This window comes from Microbacterium sp. GXS0129 (assembly GCF_044769785.1).
Lineage (GTDB): Bacteria > Actinomycetota > Actinomycetes > Actinomycetales > Microbacteriaceae > Microbacterium > Microbacterium nymphoidis.
Genome location: NZ_JBIZVZ010000004.1, coordinates 312,524 through 331,489, shown reverse-complemented (window position 1 = coordinate 331,489; position 18,966 = coordinate 312,524). Strand labels below are relative to the sequence as shown.

The window sequence follows — 18,966 nt, the reverse complement described above, 5'->3', positions numbered from 1 at the left end:
CAAGGTTCACAGCACGAGAGGCTTGGAATGCAGCACGTCTTCATTCACCCGGCGGGGCAGGATGACAACCTTGGAGACTCAGCACTTCGGGTCGGACTCCTCCAAGCACTCCGCGCTCCGCAGCAACGCCTGCACGTCCTACTTGAGGGACAGACATCGGACTACCTGAGTGCCATGCCACTACAGCCTGACGACGTGGTCTATGAGTCCCGGCGTGCGTGGCTAGCCGCACGCCGGAAGGTTGCAAGGCCCGTGTACGTTGTGAACGCAGGAGAGATCAACCCAGTCGTTGATCGTGCCTATCCCCACCCCAGACGCGCCGTCGAACTGAGGGACACGGTGAAGCGAGGGGGCGTGGTGATTGCTGCCGGGCTCGGATTGAAGGACCCGTCAAACGCAAGCCGTGTTAACTTCGATATCGCTCTCCGTGATGCTTCGATCATGTCTTGGCGGGACCAAGGGTCAGCCGAGGCTGCAGGATTCGGGACGCATGCCCCTGATTGGGCCTTTGCGCTGGGCAGCGCGCCGTCGACATGGCTTCCCGATGCAGGCCGTCATCGCCTCGCGGTGACATTGCGGTTTGATCGCCCCTGGCCCTCGGATACTTGGTTCACAGCGGTTCGGCGTCTCGCCGCCCGCACTTCGACTCAGATAGTGACGGTGGCACAGGTCGCACGTGACGCCCCGCTGGCGGTACGTCTAGCCGAGGCGCTCGGTGGCCAGTATCTAGTTGCGAATTCCACAAGCCATTCGGACCTTGATCAGCACGTTCGACAGGTGTACCGCGAGTCGCTGGCGGTCGTGAGTGACCGAGCCCACGCACTCATTATGGGGGCGACGGAAGGTGCGTATCCACTCGGAAGTGCTGCGGATCCTCAGAAAATCATCCGCCTACTTACGACCGCGGGCGTCGGGGCTCTTACAGGACACCACTCAACCTTCAACGACCGGCAATCGCGGCTCGAGACAGAGCTTCCCACCCTCGCTTCCGCGATGAACCGCTCCCGCGCAGAGCTGATCGCTCTCTCGAGCAGAATCCATGATGTCCTGGGCTCAGTCGCTGACTGAGCCCAGGACATCCGACGTTACTTCTGTCGCAGAATGATCGCGCGCTTGATTCGATGGGCATGCGGGCGCAAGCCGGGAAATACCTGAAGCACGGTTCGCCCCACAGGGGCAGCAGCTCGCCAAGCGCGCGAGCCGATGGACATGCCTTTAGGTGACCCCAGGTCGCTGTTCCTCCGAGGCGTGCGACTAGACACACGCCCCTTCCCATTCGTCCGCTTCGATTTCGACACCTGAGCTTTCCCGTTGGACTGCTCATCAGCGCCGCGTTCCGCATAGAAAATCATGAGGTCCAAGAGCCTGCGCGCATCTTCGAATGTAGGTTCGGGTGAGAACTCCTCCGGAAGCGTGTCAGTTACGACTTGCTGATAAAGCTGGGAAAAATCGTAAGCAATCTCGCGGTTGGCCGCACTGATCGACGCCCGCGAAAGCGCCTCGTACCGAGCAGGGTCACGTGATACCGCGGCAATTGCCTGAGCGAGGCCGGCCGGGTTCTGCTGGGGCGTGGCAACAATGCCGTCATTATCTTGCACGAGTGTCAACCACGGAAGTTCGTACATGAACACCGGGAGGCCACGAATCTGCGCTTCTGCGATAGTCAGTTGATAACCTTCAATGATACTCGTGGAGACGAATGCATCCGCCGAGTCAATGGCCGCTAGGAGCTCCTCACCACGGCGCTCCCCGACAGCCCTGACGAAGTGGTGCAGGCGCCGTCTTCTCACCTCAGCGTTGAAGCGCGTGGCAGTCCAGTCTTGCCACTTTGGGCCGATGACGGTGAGCTGGAAATCGACCGAGAGCTTCCGCAATTGTGCAGCAACCTCGATCAGCTGGGAAACGCGCTTTGTGTGCTCATCAAGCCGCCCCCACCACACCAGCTCCAAACGCTCGTTCGCCAACTTTTTAGGGCGGGATATACGTGCCGACTCCATGAGCAGCGGGGAGGGTGGATTCGGAACATATGCGCTGTTCAAAACCCCGCGGAGCTTCCAGAATGCGACATCCAATGGAGACAGCGAAATGAGCTTCTCCAGTAGCGAGGCGTTCGCCTTCAGTAGCTCATGTAGGCCATTGAGGTCGTAAATTGGCCGACCTGCGAAGTTGTGCAACCACCCAATCGTCGCCACACCCAGGCCGCGTGCCACTAGGGCATACTCGGGCCAGTCCCGACTATAGAGAACTTGATGATCGATAACGACATCAATGTGGAAGTCTTGACAGATCTCACTCCACTCAGCAAGGCGGTCAGGAAGGCCACTTCCTCCCATCTCAATGAAATGTGCACCTTGGGGTACGAGATTTCGCTCGCTGCCAAACCGGCGCGCCACAATAGTCACGTTGTAACCAGCCGCCATGAGGAAATTCGCCTGCGCGAGAAGCACACCCGAGACGCCTCCAGTAGTCAACGCTCTCGTTGTGAGCAGGACGTTGCGGACGTTCTTAGACTTCAAGTCGACTGGCTTGCTGTGCTCTTTGAGAGCAGGAAGATTCGACGGATAGAAGCGGACGGCGGCGACTGCAAGATCAAGCGCAGGGGTACAAGTATGAAGATGGTCAAGCATCTGAGGCATCAGATCACTCGTAGTGTGCGCGAGGAGGTAACTTGTTACGTAGCCAATAATCGACAACCGTACTGATTCATAGTTGTCCATAAGCTCAGCAGGATCACTACTCTTTCGAGCTATGAGCCTTACGGCGGGTTCGATACTACTAATAGAACGAATAGCATCAGCGTAGAACTCCGCCTGGGCCATCGTATCCACCACTTGACCGCTTCCGCCGCGTCCATAGTGGTAGCGATAAAGACGCTCGGAAACAGAAACGAACTTCTGTGCAAGAGCCGCCACGAGATAGAGGAGGGGAAGATCATTCACTCGTGGGAGAACGAGATCAGCGGGCAGCATCGCATAAGCCTCCCGCACAATCTGTGTTCGGAAGAGGTAACGCCAAAGTTGGCCCTGAGCTGGTTTATCTACTGGGAAGAGACCCTGGAGCACGCCAGCGGCTGACAGCTCTGTGAACTTCGGCTTCAGACGTTCCTGGTAGCCACCCACCGTCCTTCCGTCGGCTCCGACTACCTCTACGGCGAATCCGACCAAGTCAGCCTTGTGTTCCTCCGCCACAGCCAACGAACGTTCAGCCGCTGTGTCCAGTAGCTCGTCATCCCCGTCAAGGAAGAGCACATACTCGGCCTGCGCGGCTAGGATTCCGGCCCTTCTCGCCTGAAACGCCGACTTGTTCGAGCTCTGCCGGATCACACGCACACGAGGATCCCGCTCCGCATACTCCTCAAGGACGCGGGCAGTGCCATCGGTCGAGGCATCATCCACGCAGATAACCTCGATATTCCGCATTGTCTGAACGAGGCAGCTGTCAAGCGCGCCTGCAACTGTGCTCTCGTCGTTGTGAACCGGAATCACGATCGTGAGGCGCGGGGCAAGAGACATAGGATGCTCCGGGAGATTGGGCGGAATCGGTGCGGTGAGCGCCGGCTTCCCACCAACCCCCACCTCGCGATTCTATGCCCTCCCAAGACGCAGCAACGATCCACGCGGCCGAGACGCTCGCGTTCCAGCGCCGTGGTCGGCCAACTGCGCCTCGCCCCGAGACCTCCGTGCCGATGCACACAGCATGGCGCAGTATGCTGGGTCAGATTGTGTACACGTACGCCGTGCACACGTTGGGCGATCACGCCCTTCGAGGATCAAGTTCGGAAGGCGGAGCCAGGGTGGAAGACGTACGTCCGCAGCCTCCGGCGCCGGGGCTCGTGGAGGTGGGGCAACGCCCGCCATTCTTCCCCTACGTGGCTGAGGCTTGGCAGCGACGCTCGTTCGCCTGGACACTCGCCAAGTACCGTCTATCCAGCGACCTCCTCAAGAACCGACTAGGGTTTTTGTGGCTGATCCTGAGGCCCCTCGCCACGGCAGCAATCTATGGAACCATCTTCGGCGCGATCCTCTCTAACGCGGCCCGACCGGATGATTGGGTCCCTTACCTGATCACCGGCGTTTTCACGTTTCAGTACTTCACCGGTTGCGTCGGCAGTGGATCAAAGGCAATCACTGGGAATGCTCGCCTTGTTCAGAGTCTCGGCTTCCCTCGCATTCTCTTGCCAATCTCCATAGTCATGGAGCAAACACTACGCGTCGTCCCCATTTTTGTCTTGCTCATGATCCTCCTACCAATCTTTGGTGTCGGAGTGAGCTGGTCATGGCTTCTACTGCCCCTTGTACTGCTGCTCATGGCGATCTTTAATTTCGGAGTCGTTCTTATTGCTGCCCGACTATCTGTGTGGGCGCGGGATGTGCAACAAGTAATTCCCATCGTCAATCGGGTCTTGTTCTACGCAAGCTCGATCTTTTTCCAGTTGGACCAAGTGTTCGCGGACCAGCCCGCCATCCTCACGATCGCACACCTCGTGCCGACGTATGACTTCATCGCTTTGGTCCGCGATGTGATGCTCAACGATCATCCGGCACCTTTGTTGGCTCTCATTGCCGCGCCAGTGTGGGCCATTCTCGCACTTGCGGCAGGCGTGCTCGTATTCTGGAAAGCGGAGGCTCGCTATGGCCTCAGCGACTGATCACACTGCCGGGAGGTCGGCGGACGAAAGCACCTTGGGTCACCCACTGATGGTGGTCGATAACGCGCACGTTCATTATAGAGTGTACGCGTCTGGAAAGCAGTCGAACGCCAGCGACAGCGCATTCAGCCTAAAAGCAATGCGTGGCGGCCGGGGTCTGCAAACTGTTGAGGCTGTTCGCGGTATAACCTTTAGCGCCGCCGGCGGCGAGTCGATCGGCGTGATTGGTCACAACGGGTCTGGGAAATCCACGCTCTTCCGCGCGATGAGCGGCCTTTTGCCGACCACCAGCGGGAGGATCTGGGCCGCAGACAGACCAGTGCTTCTGGGAGTAAACGCCGCCCTCATGCCGGAACTTTCGGGCGAGAACAATATCAAGCTGGGCCTTCTAGCAATGGGTTTCACTCAAGAGGAGGCGGCAGCACAGGTCGGCCCTATTGCGGAATTTGCCGAACTCAACGAGTTTATAAGTCATCCAATGCGGACTTATTCCTCCGGGATGGCCGCCCGCCTAAAGTTCGCCATCGGTTCGGCTAAATCCCACTCGATCCTGCTGATTGACGAGGCACTCTCCGTCGGGGATCGACGCTTCCGCACGAAGAGCGAAGCACGAATCCGAGAGCTCCGGGACAGCGCTGGCCTGGTCATGATTGTCAGCCATTCCGTGAGTTCCTTGCGAGACACATGTGAACGAGTTCTGTGGGTGCATAAGGGAGAGCTACGCGCGGATGGGGCGGCACGTGATGTAATCGATGAGTATGTGCGATGGACCAAGAACCCGGGGAGTATCGCTGTCGGCGCAGCGCCGTCCGCTGCTAAGCCGCGCCGCCTGAGCGCAGCTGCCAAGAGGGCCGCTGCCGCTGCCGCTGCCGCTGCCGCTGCCGACGATACTGCCGGCGGCGGGTCCAATGCCGTTACGAACAGCGATTCAGTTCGCTCCACCGCACTAACGAATGAGCCGCTGCGGGGGGAGCCTGCGCGGACGCGCACCGATTCAATCCGCATGGCGAGCGGCGTTGCAACTGGCACCCGTCCCACCGCGATAGTCTCGACGGCCGCTACGAATCCGCGTAGCAGCGCTCGTCGCGCGCGATACCTTGCCGCGGAGCGCACCAAGTCACGCCGTCGTATCGCGGCGTTCTCCTTCACAGGTGGGGCGATTTTGCTCGCGGCGGCCGCAGGAGCAGCAATCTCCGTAGCGGCGAACCAGGCGGACCGCAGCGCGCTTACGGAGATTAGGGCATCAGTTTCGGCCCCTCCGACTTCATCTCCGACACCTTCGGCTGTTCCGGTCTTGCCGGTGATCAATGAGTTCACTTCCTCCACTCCCACCGCATTCTGCGAATCCGTCGACTCATCGACGGAGGTGAGCCTGATCTGGAACGTAAGCGGTGCAACATCTGTGTCGGTTGCTGTCGCGACAGCGGACGGCGCGTCGACAGAGTTCCTCTTGACCGATCAATCGCTCGCGGTTCCTTCCCAGCCGGTGGTGTTCCCGTGCGCCAACGAGTCAACGGTTTACACCTTGGTCACCACCAACGCCGGCGGGCAGCAGGTGACATCGACGGTGACGGTGACCCGCGAACTAGCGCCTGAGACGACCCCTGAGGAAGTTGAGGAGCCCCCGGCGGAGCCCACGGAAGAGCCGATACCACCAGTGGTCAGCGAGCCGCCCGCGGAGCCCTCTCCCTCGCCCAGCGTCCCAACGACCGAACCGACTATCCCTACCGAGCCAACGACAGAGCCCACAGTCGGCCCGACAACCGAGCCGACTGACCCACCCCCGACAGAGGGTACGACTGGCGACGCTCCCTGACGGCGCGAATGCGGTCGCGCCCGTCTCCAGCCCTTCGCGCTCTACACGGGATGTGATGCGGCGAGCACGAGCCGCGCCTTTCAGCGCGCGCGGAGCCACCCCTTCGCGCGGTGCGCGAGGGGCCGCAGCCCCGGGACGCGCTCCAGAGTGGCACGTCCGAGTGGCGCCGCCGATTGCCACACGCGCACGCCGAGTGAAGACTGATCCACCGCACCCTGGGTCGTCTGCTCACGTCCGCGGCGCGGGGCGCGCTCGGCGAAGAACACCATGAGCCCGAGGAGCTGCTGGGCATCCTCCAGGGTCGGCGCAGGAGAGAACTCGGGGGGCAGCGTCCCCTCCACTACGCCGGTGTAGAGCGCGGCGAAGTCATAGGCAAGGGCCTGGCCGGCGGCCTTCACCGAGGCGTCGGACAGCTCGCGGTAGCGCTGCGGGTCAGCGAGGACCTCGCTGATCTGACGGGCGAGGCCGGCGGCATCGCCCTGTCGCACCGCCACGACTCCGTCGTTATCCTGAACGAGGGTGAGCCAGGGCAGCTCGTACATGAAGACGGGTAGGCCGCGCGCCTGCGCCTCAGCGATGGTGAGCTGATACCCCTCGATGATGCTCGTGGAGACGAACGCATCGGCCGCGTCGATCGCCGCGACCAGCTGGTCGCCGTGTCGCGGGCCGATGGCCACCACCTGTTCGCCCACACGGCGGCGGCGCGCTTCGGCGTTGAACTTCTTGGCCGTCAGGGTGTCCCAGTCGGGCCCGATCACCGTCAACCGGAAGTCCACCGACAGCTTGCGCAGCTGCACGCCGATCTCGATGAGCTCGGTGACCTGCTTCGTGCGCTGTTCCAGACGCCCCCACCACACCAGCTCGATGTGCCCGGCCGGGGGCACCTTGGTCACCTGCTGGGCCACCGATGCCTGCAGCATGGGCGACGGCGGGTTCGGCACGAACGCGGCATGCTCCACCCCGCGCAGCGTGAAGTACGCCACGTCCAGGGGTGACAGGGTGATGAGCTGCGCCAGCGTGTTGCTGCACTGCTCAATCAGCGAGAGTCGATCGTTGCCGTCGTAGATCGGTCGCCCCACGAAGTTGTGCAGCCAGCCCACGGTGGCAGCGCCCTCCGACCTCGCCATCAGGGCGAACTCGGGCCAGTACCTCGTGTACAGCACCTGATGATCGATGACGACATCGATCTCGCGCTCCCGGCAGATGTCCGCCCACTCCTGCATGCGGTCCACCAGCTCTCGCGCCTCGAGCTCGACGAACTCGACGCCCGGCGGGACCGCCTTCGTGTCGCTGCCCTTGCTTCGTGCCACCACGGTCACGCGGTAGCCGGCCTCACGCAGATAGTGCGCCTGCGAGGCGAGAACAGCGGAGACGCCTCCGGTCCTGAGGGTCGACGTCGCCAGCAGCACGCTGCGCACCGGTCGATGGCCCACCGGCTGCCACGGGGTATGGAACTTCAGCACCGTCAGCACTCGGGGGTAGAAACGCGCGGCGCCCTGGATGATGTCGTGTGCGGACGCCACCTCGTGCAGGTGAGCCAGCGCCGCATCCAGCACCGTGCTGTCGCTGCGATCGATCAGCTGCGAGGTGACGTAGCCGACGATCGACAGTCGCGCCGACTCATAGGCGTCCCGGAGGGCCTGTGGATCCGCGTGCCGCGGGGCGAGCGCATCCACAGCGGCATGGATGCTGTCGATCGACCGGATCGCCGAGACGTAGAACTCGGCGCGTTCGATGCTGTCGACCACCTGCCCGCTCCCACCGCGGCCGAAGTGATAGCGGTACAGCTTCTCCTCGATCGACACGTAGCGTGTGGCGAGAGCCGCCACCAGGAACATCAGCGGCAGGTCGTTGACACGAGGCAATACGAGGTCGTCGGGAAGCTCGGCGTACGCGTCGCGCAGCACGCTGGTGCGGAACAGGAATCGCCAGAGCTGCCCCTGCGCGGGCGTCCCCAGCGGGAAGAGGCCCTCCAGCACGGCCAAGGCGCCGTCCAGGCGCTCGTGTCGCGGCTGCAAGCGGCGCTCGTACGATCCGCCGGTGTGACCGTTCTTGTCGATGACCGTCACGCCGAACCCGACGAGATCCGCATCGCTCTCGCGCGCCACCGCGAGCGCACGCTCGGCGGCATGGGGCACCAGCTCGTCGTCACCATCCAGAAACAGCACGTAATCGGCCTCGGCGGCGAGGATGCCCGCCCGACGAGCCTGGAACGCCGAGAGGTTGCGCTCCTGCTGGACAAGCCGCACCCGCTGGTCCCGCGCCACGAAGTCGGCGATCACCGCGGCGGTCCCGTCCGTGGATGCATCATCCACACAGATGATCTCGACGTCGGGGAGCGTCTGGGCCAGCGCGCTCTCGATGGACGCGGCGAGAGTCGCCTCGTCGTTGAACACCGGCATGACGATCGAGACAACGGGAACCGGCTTCACCACACCGATTCTAGGCGTCCGGTAATCCGGATCTGGTATCGGGCACGTCTATCCTGGAACCTATGAAGATTGCGATCGCCGGCACGGGCTACGTCGGTCTCTCGAATGCCGTCGTCCTCGCACAGCACCACGAGGTCATCGCGGTCGATGTCAACGAGCACAAGGTGGACCTGCTGAACCAGCGGATCTCCCCCATCGTCGACGCCGAGCTCACGGAGTACCTCGCCACTCGCGAGCTGAACCTCACCGCCACGCTCGACGGCGCCGCCGCCTACCACGACGCCGAGTTCGTCGTCGTGGCAACACCCACCAACTACGACGAGGTCACCAAGTTCTTCGACACGTCGTCGGTGGAATCGGTGATCGATCAGGTGCTCGCCATCAACCCGGACGCCGCCATCATCATCAAGTCGACCATTCCCGTCGGCTTCACCGAGCGCATGACGAGCGCGCACCCCGGGGCCACGATCATCTTCTCCCCCGAGTTCCTGCGGGAGGGCCGCGCGCTCTACGACAACCTGCACCCGTCGCGCATCGTGGTGGGCGACCGCGGACCGGTCGGACGCCAGTTCGCAGATCTGCTGGTCGAGGGCGCGATCGACGAAGACGTTCCCGTGCTCCTCACCGGCGCAACCGAGGCGGAGGCGATCAAGCTCTTCGCCAACACCTACCTCGCCCTGCGCGTGGCCTACTTCAACGAGCTCGACACCTACGCCGCCGTGCACGGCCTGTCCAGCCCCGAGATCATCGAGGGCGTCGGGCTCGACCCGCGCATCGGATCGCACTACAACAACCCGTCGTTCGGCTACGGTGGCTACTGCCTTCCCAAGGACACGAAGCAGCTGCTGGCGAACTACTCCGAGGTGCCGCAGAACCTCATCACGGCCATCGTCGACGCCAACCGCACCCGTAAGGACTTCGTGGCCGAGGACATCCTGTCTCGCGGCCCCCGCACGGTGGGCGTCTACCGCCTCGTGATGAAGGCCGGATCCGACAACTTCCGGACGTCGTCGATCCAGGGCATCATGAAGCGCATCAAGGCGAAGGGCGTCGAGGTCATCGTCTACGAGCCCACCCTCGAGGATGCGGAGTTCTTCCACTCCGAGGTGGTCAGCGATCTCGAGGAGTTCAAGCAGCGCGCCGACGTGATCGTGGCCAACCGGTCCAGCGACGTGCTCGCCGACGTGGTCGAGAAGGTATACACCCGCGACATCTACGGTCGCGACTGACAGGCAGATGACACCCCCCGTGCACCCCCCACGCAACCGGCAGCGCAGATCGCTGCGGGCGTGTGGTGCATGTCCACGGAGCAGCTCGTGACCGTGGAGCCCGAGGACTCGGACGCGAATGCCATCGCCTCAGCACGCGCGGAACCGCTGGCACCGCGACGTGCAACGAAATGGGCGATGCGCTACGCGCGCCGTCTCTTCGTCACCGACGTCATCGTGATCACGGTGCTGCTGACCGCCTTCGGCCTGTTCGGACTGCGCAGCAGCACCCTCGCCTGGCCCGGCGGCCCCAAGCTGCCCTACGCTGTTCCGCTCCTGCTTGTCGCTGTGCTGTGGCTGGTGTGCCTGGAGGCATTCGAAACACGCGATCGTCACATCGTGGGCGACGGCGTCGTCGAGTACCGCCGTATCATCAGCGCCACGGTCTTCGTCTTCGCCGTCGTGATCTCCCTGGCGTTCTTCCTCCGCATCGATGTGACGCGCGCGCTCTTCGTCATCGTCCTGCCGGCAGGTCTCCTCGGACTGCTGCTCAGCCGCTGGCTGTGGCGGCAATGGCTGCGCAAGCGCCAGTGGAACGGCACCTTCGTGTTCCGCGCGGTGCTGCTGGGCGAGAAGGCGAAGATCCAGCACATCGCCCGGCAGATCCGTCGCATCAAGGTCAGCGGCTACGTGATCGTCGGGGCCATCACTCCAGACGGCACACCGTCGCAGATCGGTGACGTACCGGTGCTCGGTGCACTGAAGGACACCGTCAGTGCTGTGGACCGCACCGGAGCCGACACCCTGATCGTCGGCGGAAGCGACGAGCTCGACCCGAACACCATGCGCCGGCTCGGGTGGGCCATGGCGGATCGAGACGTGAACTGGGTGGTGGCGCCGGCGCTCACCGATGTGGCGGGTCCGCGTATCCATGCCCGGCCTGTCGCGGGCCTCCCGCTGGTGCACGTCGACTTCCCCCGCCTCGAAGGCTATCGCCGGGTGGTCAAGCGCACGTTCGACATCGTCGCGGGCAGCGTCATGCTCGTGTTGGCTCTGCCCGTCATGCTGGTCACCGCCATCGTGATCCGCGCGGAGGGCCCGGGGCCCGTGATCTACGCCCAGGAGCGTGTCGGCCGCCACGGAAAGACCTTCCACGTGCTCAAGTTCCGCTCGATGGTCCCCGGCGCGGATGCCCAGCTTCCGGGACTGCTCGACCAGCAGGGAACCGCGGGACAGCCGTTCTTCAAGGTTGCCGATGACCCCCGCATCACCAAGGTGGGCAAGTTCATCCGTCGTCACTCCATCGACGAGCTGCCCCAGCTGTTCAACGTTCTCCGCGGCAACATGAGCCTCGTGGGCCCGCGTCCCCAGGTCGCCTCGGAGGTCGCGCTCTACGAGGAGGGCGTCGAGCGACGTCTGCTCGTCAAGCCGGGGATGAGCGGGCTGTGGCAGGTGAGCGGTCGGTCCAAGCTCTCCGCCGAGGACTCGATCCGCTTCGATCTGTACTACGTGGAGAACTGGTCCTTCGCCCAGGACCTGCAGATCCTGTTCCGCACGTTCAAGGCCGTCGTCGCACCGGGCAAGACCGCCCACTGACGCACGTCACCTGTCACTGCTTCTTCGGCACCGACACGCTGGAGTGATAGTGGGTGAGAGCCTCCCACGCGGTGACATTGTGAGCGAAGTCCCGCCCCACTCGGTGTGCCTGGATGAAGGCCTCGACGGGGTCTTCACGGGCAGGTGGTGTGGGATAGCCCGGGATGGCGATGGGCGAGAGTCGCTGCCCCAGGCGAACGGCATAAGCGTTGTAAAACACATCGGCGGCAAGTTCCTGCAATGACGGATCGATACCGCCCTCAGCTGCTCCGTCGCAGAATCCTTGAGGCCAGCCCTGCGCCGCGATGTTCTGGCTGATCTGCACCGTGTACAGGTATCCGGTGATGATGCGCTGCTGCTCCTCGCGATAGAGGTCCGTGCCTTGGATCCACGCTGTCTCGGCACCATTGACTATTGCGGCAAGGCCCATTGATGCATGCCCGAAATCACGACAGGACTCCTGATTCTGGCCGTTCTGGGCGACGAGGTGCGGATCGGTCTGCGGATGCGTGAGGCACGCGCTCGGCTTGTTCGAGAGCCACCGACAAGCCAACAGCGGCGGATTCGAGACCTTCCCGAATGCACTCGCCGGCGGAATCGGCTCCGAACCGTCGCTCGACAGATAGATGTATGCGCGGGTGTCGTCTCGCCACATGCCGACAGCCTGCTCGAAGAGAGCTCGGTCATCGAGGAAAACGGCGGTGTTCATCAGCCCATCGGCTGCCGATAGTCCCCAGTTTCCGTTCTTGCCGGCGTAGCCCGGTCCTCTCAGTGTGGGGATGATCGTCGTGCGAAGCATGGCGCTGAACTGCGCCACGTCAAAGGTCGGGCCGCCGGCGGACGGAGTGTAGGTGTATCGGAGGATCTCTGCGCCACGGATCATCTGCTCGGCTGTCCACGCGGTCATCAAGGGGCCGTTGGAGCCGAAGCTCCCCCGAAAATGTGCCGCGTAGCTGTTCAGAATCGCGATCGCGCGTTCTGCGTACGTCGCGTTGCCGGTGTAGGCGTACATCAGCGACTGGGCGTACACGGCGCGAGCATCGTCCTGCTGCTGTGTACAGCCGACGTTGGGCACGTTGAATGACCCGCAGTACGACACGCAGCCCGCTGGGTTGCTCGTACTGCACGCCGGTGCCCCCACGCGCGGGTCGGTTGCGGGTGCGAAGGCGGAGAAGTCTGGGGCGCCGCGCCTGATGAACTTCGATGTCTCCAGCCCGTGGAACAGATCGGTCCAGGGCTGGTCTCCCGCGTTGATGTGGTCTCGTGTCGCCTTCAGTTCGGCGAGATTCACGAACACTCCGGGATGCACGAAGCCGGCGGCCGAGACCACGGGTCGCAGCGCATCCAGGGCGCGATCCGCCCGATTCGACGGAGACGCGGAGGCCGAGGGCAAGACGGCACCGGACGATGCGGGACTCGCGGACGCCGAAGCGTCACCGGCTCGGGGTGTGCCGCCCTGGCCGTCGGTGAGCGCCACGGCACCGAGGACCCCGCCGACGAGCATCGTGGCCGTGATGAGACACGCGATCACGATCGCTGTGCCGCGATGGGGCCGCTGACTCGATCGGCGTTGCATGGCCACCTCCGCTGACTCGACGTCAGACTATGCCCGAGAACGACCGACGTCGATCGCTCCTCCCGCGCATTCCCTATGCGCGGACGAGGAGTTGTCTGAAGCCGCGAACGCCGTCCCGATCAGCCGCGGCCGGCGAAGAAGAGAGCACGGGAGACCACGCGCTTGTCGCGTGCGTGAATCAATGCGACAAGCGCCAGGGCGATCAGCAGCCCCAGCCATCCGCCGATCGTATTGGAGATCACATCACCGATGTTCCCGGAGCGCTTCTCCAGGAACAGCGCCTGGACGAGTTCCAGAGCGCCGGAGAACGCCGGCACCGCGAGGAGGACGAGCCACCGCGCTCGTGCGGGCAGCACGAGCGCGAGGAAGAAGCCGAAGGGGACGAACATCACGATGTTCGCGGTGAACTCCAGCGCGTGATAGTTGAAGGCATCCGGCACCCCGGCGCTGTGCGCAACCGAGAGGACGCGGTCGATGCCGCCCATGTTCCCTTCGGTCACCGGCGTCGGTCGCAGCGTGAGGACGAAGATCACGCCCACGATCAGCGCCAGCAGCGCCGCCGCGATGACCACACGATGCCGGCTTCGGGCGGGTTCCCGGACGGTCGACGTCATCGGCTGGGCATCGGCCACGTGCTTCCCCTTGTTTCGCGTCATCCGCGCCGTGCCCGGTGAGGCGCTCACCGAGGTGACGGCATATGTAGGCTACCCGCGCGCCGGGAGCCGGTCCAACGCCCAGGTGAGCGGAGGTAGGCTGGAATTGGTGCGCGCCGCGAGGCTGCACGCCATGCGTCTCCCTGGACGCCCGTTCGCACATCCGCGCGCCTTCGACCGGTCAACGAGGATCGTCAAGGTCATCGCATCATCGCGGGAGTTTTTCCATGTCGTCTGCCGTCACCACCCCGACCGCGCCGACACCGCCCGACACGCCGACCGTGCGGCGGGCGGACCTCGAGGGTCTCCGCGTGGTCGCCATCTTCCTCGTGGCCGCCTATCACGTGTGGACCACACGCGTGTCCGGCGGTGTGGACGTGTTCCTCCTGCTCTCGGGCTTCTTCGTGGGAGGCTCGCTCTGGCGCCAGTTCGTGGCCGGCCGGCCTCCTCGCCCTCGTGCCTATGCGGCGAAGCAGGTCCGCCGCCTCGTTCCGACGATGATCGTGGTGCTCGCGGCCACCATCGTGGCATTCGTCGTCCTCGCACCCCGCACGCGATGGCTGGAGGGGGCCGAGGAGACGCTCGCCTCGCTGTTCTACGTCGAGAACTGGTGGCTCACGCTGAATGGCCAGCAGTACGGTGCGGCGGAGGCGACGACGAGCCCCTGGCAGCACTTCTGGTCGATGTCCGCACAGGGGCAGTTCTTCGTGCTGGTGCCTGTCCTCTTCGCCCTGCTGTGGCTCGTCACGCGCCACCGCACGGAACGGACGCGGGAGATCGCCTTCCTCTGGCTCCTCGTCGTCGCGACCGCAGCGTCGTTCCTCTACGCGGGCTATGCCGTCACGGTCGACCAGGCGGCCGCCTACTACTCCACGCCTGCGCGGCTCTGGGAGTTCCTGCTGGGAACGCTGGTGGCGGTGCTGCTGCGTCGCTGGAGCCCGCGGGGCAGACTGTGGCCGGTGGTCAGCTGGGCGGGTCTGCTCACGCTGGTGCTCGCAGGCTTCGTGGTCGACGGGAAGGCCGCATTCCCCGGCCCCTGGACTCTCGTTCCGCTCGGCGCAGCGATCGCCCTGATCGTCAGCGGCGCAGCTCCACACGGATTCGGCGCTTCTCGTCTGCTCTCGCTCCGCTGGATTGCCGGATGCGGGAAGTACACGTACGCGTTCTACCTCTGGCACTGGCCGATCCTGATCTTCACGTCCCTGTACCTGGGTCGCGAGACGGGCTGGCTCGCGGGCATCGCCATCCTCGGCACCGCCGGCGTGCTCTCGGTCCTCACCTACCATCTGGTGGAACAGCCGCTGCGAAGCCCGCGCGCGGTGAAGGAGCGGGCGCCCCGATCGCGGTGGGTGGCGCTTCCGCTGGTGACGGCCCTCGGGCTCTTCACCGTGATCGCCCCCGTCGGCTGGACGGCGTCCGTGGCGATGCGTACGGCCCAGGCCGCGGACTCCGACGACGACTTCCTGACCTACCCGGGCGCCCTCTCCGTCACCAGTCCCGAGATCTACCAGGTCGCCGACGGCGTGGAGCCGATCCCCGCCATCGACACGGTGAGCACCGACTTCTCGCAGTTGGTCCTCGATGGCTGCACCGTCGCGCTCGACGACTCGGAACTCGCCGACTGCAGCTATGTCGACGGCTCCGGGCTCCGGGTGGCGCTGTTCGGCGCATCGCACTCCGAGCACTGGTTCGAGGTGGCGCTGGAGCTCGCCGAGGAGAACGACTGGACGCTGGTTCCGTTCGTCAAGCCCGCGTGCGTTCCCGCCCTGCCCGAGGAGACGGTGGAGGGACCCTGCCGTGACTGGCTCGTCTCGACCTACGACGCGATCGAGTCCGGAGGATTCGATCTGGTCATCACCACGGCAACGCGCCCGGGTGAGGACGGCGACGAGGTGCCTTCGTTCTACGTGAGCATGCTCGAGAAGCTGTCCTCCATCACCACGGTTCTCGGCATTCGCGACAACCCCGGATTCGCCGTCGACATGCCGGAGTGCTACGCGATGGGAGGCGAGTGCGACTTCCCGCTGAGCGACTATCTGAGCTCACCCAGCCCGACGGACGCGCTGGATATCCCCCACGTCGCCTATGTCGACGTCAACGATCTCATCTGCCCCGACGGGATCTGCTCACCGGTGGTCGGGAATCGATTCGTGTTCCGCGACCAGTCACACCTGACCACCACCTACATGGTCTCCATGCAGGTGGAGGTCGCACAGCGGTGGAGCGACGCGCTGAGGGACCAGCTCGACTTCGACGTGGCCGAACGCCACCCGGACGGAGCCGGCGCGTAGGTCAGCGACGCCCGCCGTATCGCGCGTCCCAGAGTGCGCGCTCGATCACCTTCCGGTCACGGGCATGCACCATTCCCACGATGATTGCCGCGAGCAGCAGACCGGCCCAGCCGCCGATGGAGTTGGCCACGACGTCCTGGAGAGTGGCGAACCGTGCCGACAGGAACGTCGCCTGGAACCACTCGATCCCCGCCGACAGCGCCGGCAGCAGCAGGATGCCAAGCCACATCACCCGGCCGAGCGCGAGACCCAGCAGCAGACCGAGGGGCACGAACATCGCCACGTTCGCCGTGAACTCCAGCTCGCGGTAGTCGAACCAGGCGGGTACGCCGTTGCGGTGGAGCACCGCCAGGACCTTGTCGATGGAGCTCTCGTACCCCTGATCCAGCGGAGTGGGCGACAGGGTCGCTGCCAGCACCACGCCGAGGCAAGCCAGCAGCAGCACGATCGCGATCCCGGCTCGGAGGTGGCTGCGGGGCGGCCGCGGAACGACCTCACGGACGGTGCCGCGATCGAGCAGTTCGGTCACAGCATCGGACACGGTTCCTCCTGGGGTCGGGATGCCCATGGTATTCGCATCACCTCCACGCCTCCCGAGCACATCCATGGACCATGCTGGGACCAGATGCAACCCCCTCGCAAAGCGAAGCGGGCCGGGCTAGCGTGAAAGGGGTGCGGCAACGTCGAGACATTCAGGGTCTGCGGGCGCTCGCCGTGGGACTGGTGGTCATCTTCCACCTCTTCCCCAGCGTGCTCACCGGCGGATACATCGGCGTCGACGTGTTCTTCGTGATCTCGGGCTATCTCATCACGGGCCATCTCGACCGTCAGCTCGACCGGCACGGACGGATCCGTCTGGGCGAGTTCTGGGCACGACGGATCCGGCGGCTGCTGCCGGCCGCGCTCCTGGTCATGGCGGTGTCGGCCGTCGGCGCGCTGCTGCTGATTCCGCGCACGCTCCTGCCCCAGAACCTGACCGAGATCGCCGCCGCTGCGGGGTACGTTCTCAACTGGGTGCTGGCCGCCTCATCCGTGGACTACCTGTCCAGCGATGCGCCGGCATCCGTTGCGCAGCACTACTGGTCGCTATCGGTCGAGGAGCAGTTCTACATCGTGTGGCCGCTGCTGCTGACCGCCGCCGTCCTCGTCGGCGTGCGCCTGCTGGGGCGAAGCCGGCGCACGGCCCTCACCGCGGTCATCGGACTGGTCTTCGCCGCCTCGCTGGCCGCCTCGATCGTGCAGACGGCAATCTCCCCCGCCCCCGCATACTTCGTCACCACCACGCGGGCGTGGGAGTTCGCCGCGGGCGCGCTCGTCGCCCTGCTTCCCGCACTCGGCGCGCGTCTTGGTGCATCCGTTCGCCTGATCGCCTCCTGGGTGGCGCTGGTCGCGGTCCTCGCGTGCGGGGTGTTCTTCACCGCGAGCACACCCTTCCCCGGAGCCATCGCGCTGATCCCCGTGGTGGCGACGGCGCTCCTGCTCTGGCTGGGAGATGACGACCACGCCCTCGCCCCGCAACGGCTGTCGCATCCGGCTGCGGTGCAGTTCGTCGGGGATGCGAGCTACTCGCTCTACCTCTGGCACTGGCCGATCATCGTGCTGGCGGCCGCAGCGATCGGCCGGCCCCTGGATCCCCTCCTCGCCCTGGCCGCGGGCGCACTGACCGTCGCCCTGGCGTGGGCCACGATGCGGTGGGTGGAACAGCCCATCCGCCGCGCCCCCGGTCTGCTGGCACGGCGACTGCCCACCTACGCGGGTGCCGCAGCGGCGATGGCGGCCGTCATCACGCTGGCCCTCTCCCCCCTCGGCGTGCTGCGGGCCGAGGATCAGGCCGCCGCCGCCACGATCGCGGAGCTGGAGCGAGACGCGAGCGGCTGCTTCGGCGCATACGCGCTGCTCAACGACTGCGACGATCCGTACGCGCTCACCGACACGGTGAATCCCACCCTCACCCAATCCGGCGGCTTCGGTCTGCGTTCCGGGGACGGAGAGGAGTGCGACTGGGCGACCATCGCAGATCGTTCCGAGATGAGCTGCGATCTCGGCGTCCCCGCCGCGGAAGCCACCGAGCGGCTGGCGTTCATCGGCGACTCGCATGCCGATCAGTACGCGCTGCCCCTGGCCCTCGCCGCCCGCGAGCACGACTGGAGCGTGCTGGTGCGCACCCGCGGCTCGTGCACTCCGCTCGCCCCGGTGGGGGTGGCGGCCGAAGACGCCACCGCTTCACAGGCGGAGGCGTGCGATCGGTGGACGATCGACGTCCTCGACGAAGTCGTCTCCGACACCGAGGTGGACACCGTCATCGTTGCGGGTCGGTATGAGCTTCAGCCCGACAGCACAGAGAACGCACACGAGGTCATGGAGCGGTTGCAGGATGCGGGCAAGTCGGTGATCTTCATCGCGGACCTTCCCGGCACCGCCCACGAGTGGGGTGCGACGGACACCATGGAGAGCGCACCGAGTTGCGTGGAGCGGGAGTGGCGCGATGACGCCTGCGCCTGGGAGCCCGCCCCGCACACCGACTGGGCCCAGACAGCGGCGTACGAGGCCGGCGCGACGATCATCGATCCGTCGACGCTCCTGTGCCAGGAGGGGCGCTGCCACATCGTGGTGGGCGGGACCATCGTCTTCGCCGACTCCCACCACATCTCGCGCGCCTTCGCGCGAACGCTCACCGGCTGGTTCGGCGATCAGATCTCCGGCGCCCTCGCGCGCTCTTAGTTCAACTCTCGAAGTAAAAAGACGC

11 protein-coding genes are annotated in these 18,966 nt (G+C 64.8%); 6 read left to right on the top strand and 5 right to left on the bottom strand.

What is annotated here, in order from left to right; translation table 11 throughout:
• Positions 1–1,085: 1,085 nt before the first annotated feature.
• On the bottom strand, positions 1,086–3,512 hold the full coding sequence (locus tag ACIQJ5_RS13935) for a glycosyltransferase (protein WP_402844822.1): 2,427 nt from the start codon (positions 3,510–3,512) through the stop codon (positions 1,086–1,088).
• A 281-nt stretch (positions 3,513–3,793) separates the two neighbouring features.
• Between ACIQJ5_RS13935 and ACIQJ5_RS13930 the strand changes: the two genes are divergently transcribed.
• Complete coding sequence (locus tag ACIQJ5_RS13930) at positions 3,794–4,648, top strand: ABC transporter permease (protein ID WP_231091557.1); 855 nt, start codon at positions 3,794–3,796, stop codon at positions 4,646–4,648.
• The gene (locus tag ACIQJ5_RS13925) at positions 4,632–6,464 is read left to right on the top strand and encodes an ABC transporter ATP-binding protein (protein ID WP_402844821.1); all 1,833 of its coding nucleotides are present in this window, start codon (positions 4,632–4,634) and stop codon (positions 6,462–6,464) included. Before ACIQJ5_RS13930 ends, ACIQJ5_RS13925 begins: the two co-directional genes overlap by 17 nt.
• A gap of 80 nt (positions 6,465–6,544) precedes the next feature.
• Here ACIQJ5_RS13925 and ACIQJ5_RS13920 read toward each other — a convergent pair whose 3' ends face one another.
• Positions 6,545–8,896 carry a glycosyltransferase gene (locus ACIQJ5_RS13920; protein WP_402844819.1) on the bottom strand — a complete coding sequence of 784 codons (2,352 nt, stop codon included), beginning with the start codon at positions 8,894–8,896 and terminating at the stop codon, positions 6,545–6,547.
• 62 nt (positions 8,897–8,958) lie between these two features.
• Here ACIQJ5_RS13920 and ACIQJ5_RS13915 point away from each other — a divergent pair, with 62 nt between their 5' ends.
• Positions 8,959–10,125 carry a nucleotide sugar dehydrogenase gene (locus tag ACIQJ5_RS13915; protein ID WP_231091555.1) on the top strand — a complete coding sequence of 389 codons (1,167 nt, stop codon included), beginning with the start codon at positions 8,959–8,961 and terminating at the stop codon, positions 10,123–10,125.
• 69 nt (positions 10,126–10,194) lie between these two features.
• Positions 10,195–11,700 carry a sugar transferase gene (locus ACIQJ5_RS13910; RefSeq protein ID WP_231091554.1) on the top strand — a complete coding sequence of 502 codons (1,506 nt, stop codon included), beginning with the start codon at positions 10,195–10,197 and terminating at the stop codon, positions 11,698–11,700.
• 13 nt (positions 11,701–11,713) lie between these two features.
• On the opposite strand, the gene ACIQJ5_RS13905 is transcribed toward ACIQJ5_RS13910, so the two are convergent.
• Positions 11,714–13,276, bottom strand: a complete 1,563-nt coding sequence (locus tag ACIQJ5_RS13905) for an alginate lyase family protein (RefSeq protein ID WP_402844817.1) — start codon at positions 13,274–13,276, stop codon at positions 11,714–11,716.
• Positions 13,277–13,395: 119 nt separating this feature from the next.
• Positions 13,396–13,908: a VanZ family protein gene (locus ACIQJ5_RS13900; RefSeq protein WP_402844816.1), complete on the bottom strand. Its 513-nt coding sequence runs from the start codon at positions 13,906–13,908 to the stop codon at positions 13,396–13,398.
• A 248-nt stretch (positions 13,909–14,156) separates the two neighbouring features.
• Between ACIQJ5_RS13900 and ACIQJ5_RS13895 the strand changes: the two genes are divergently transcribed.
• On the top strand, positions 14,157–16,220 hold the full coding sequence (locus ACIQJ5_RS13895; protein WP_402844814.1) for an acyltransferase family protein: 2,064 nt from the start codon (positions 14,157–14,159) through the stop codon (positions 16,218–16,220).
• Position 16,221: 1 nt separating this feature from the next.
• Here the strand turns inward: ACIQJ5_RS13895 and ACIQJ5_RS13890 are convergent, their stop codons facing one another.
• A complete protein-coding gene (locus tag ACIQJ5_RS13890; RefSeq protein ID WP_231091551.1) occupies positions 16,222–16,761 on the bottom strand; it encodes a VanZ family protein in 540 nt (179 codons plus the stop codon).
• Positions 16,762–16,892: 131 nt separating this feature from the next.
• On the opposite strand from ACIQJ5_RS13890, the gene ACIQJ5_RS13885 reads away from it, so the two are divergent.
• The gene (locus tag ACIQJ5_RS13885) at positions 16,893–18,941 is read left to right on the top strand and encodes an acyltransferase family protein (protein ID WP_402844811.1); all 2,049 of its coding nucleotides are present in this window, start codon (positions 16,893–16,895) and stop codon (positions 18,939–18,941) included.
• Positions 18,942–18,966 lie beyond the last annotated feature (25 nt).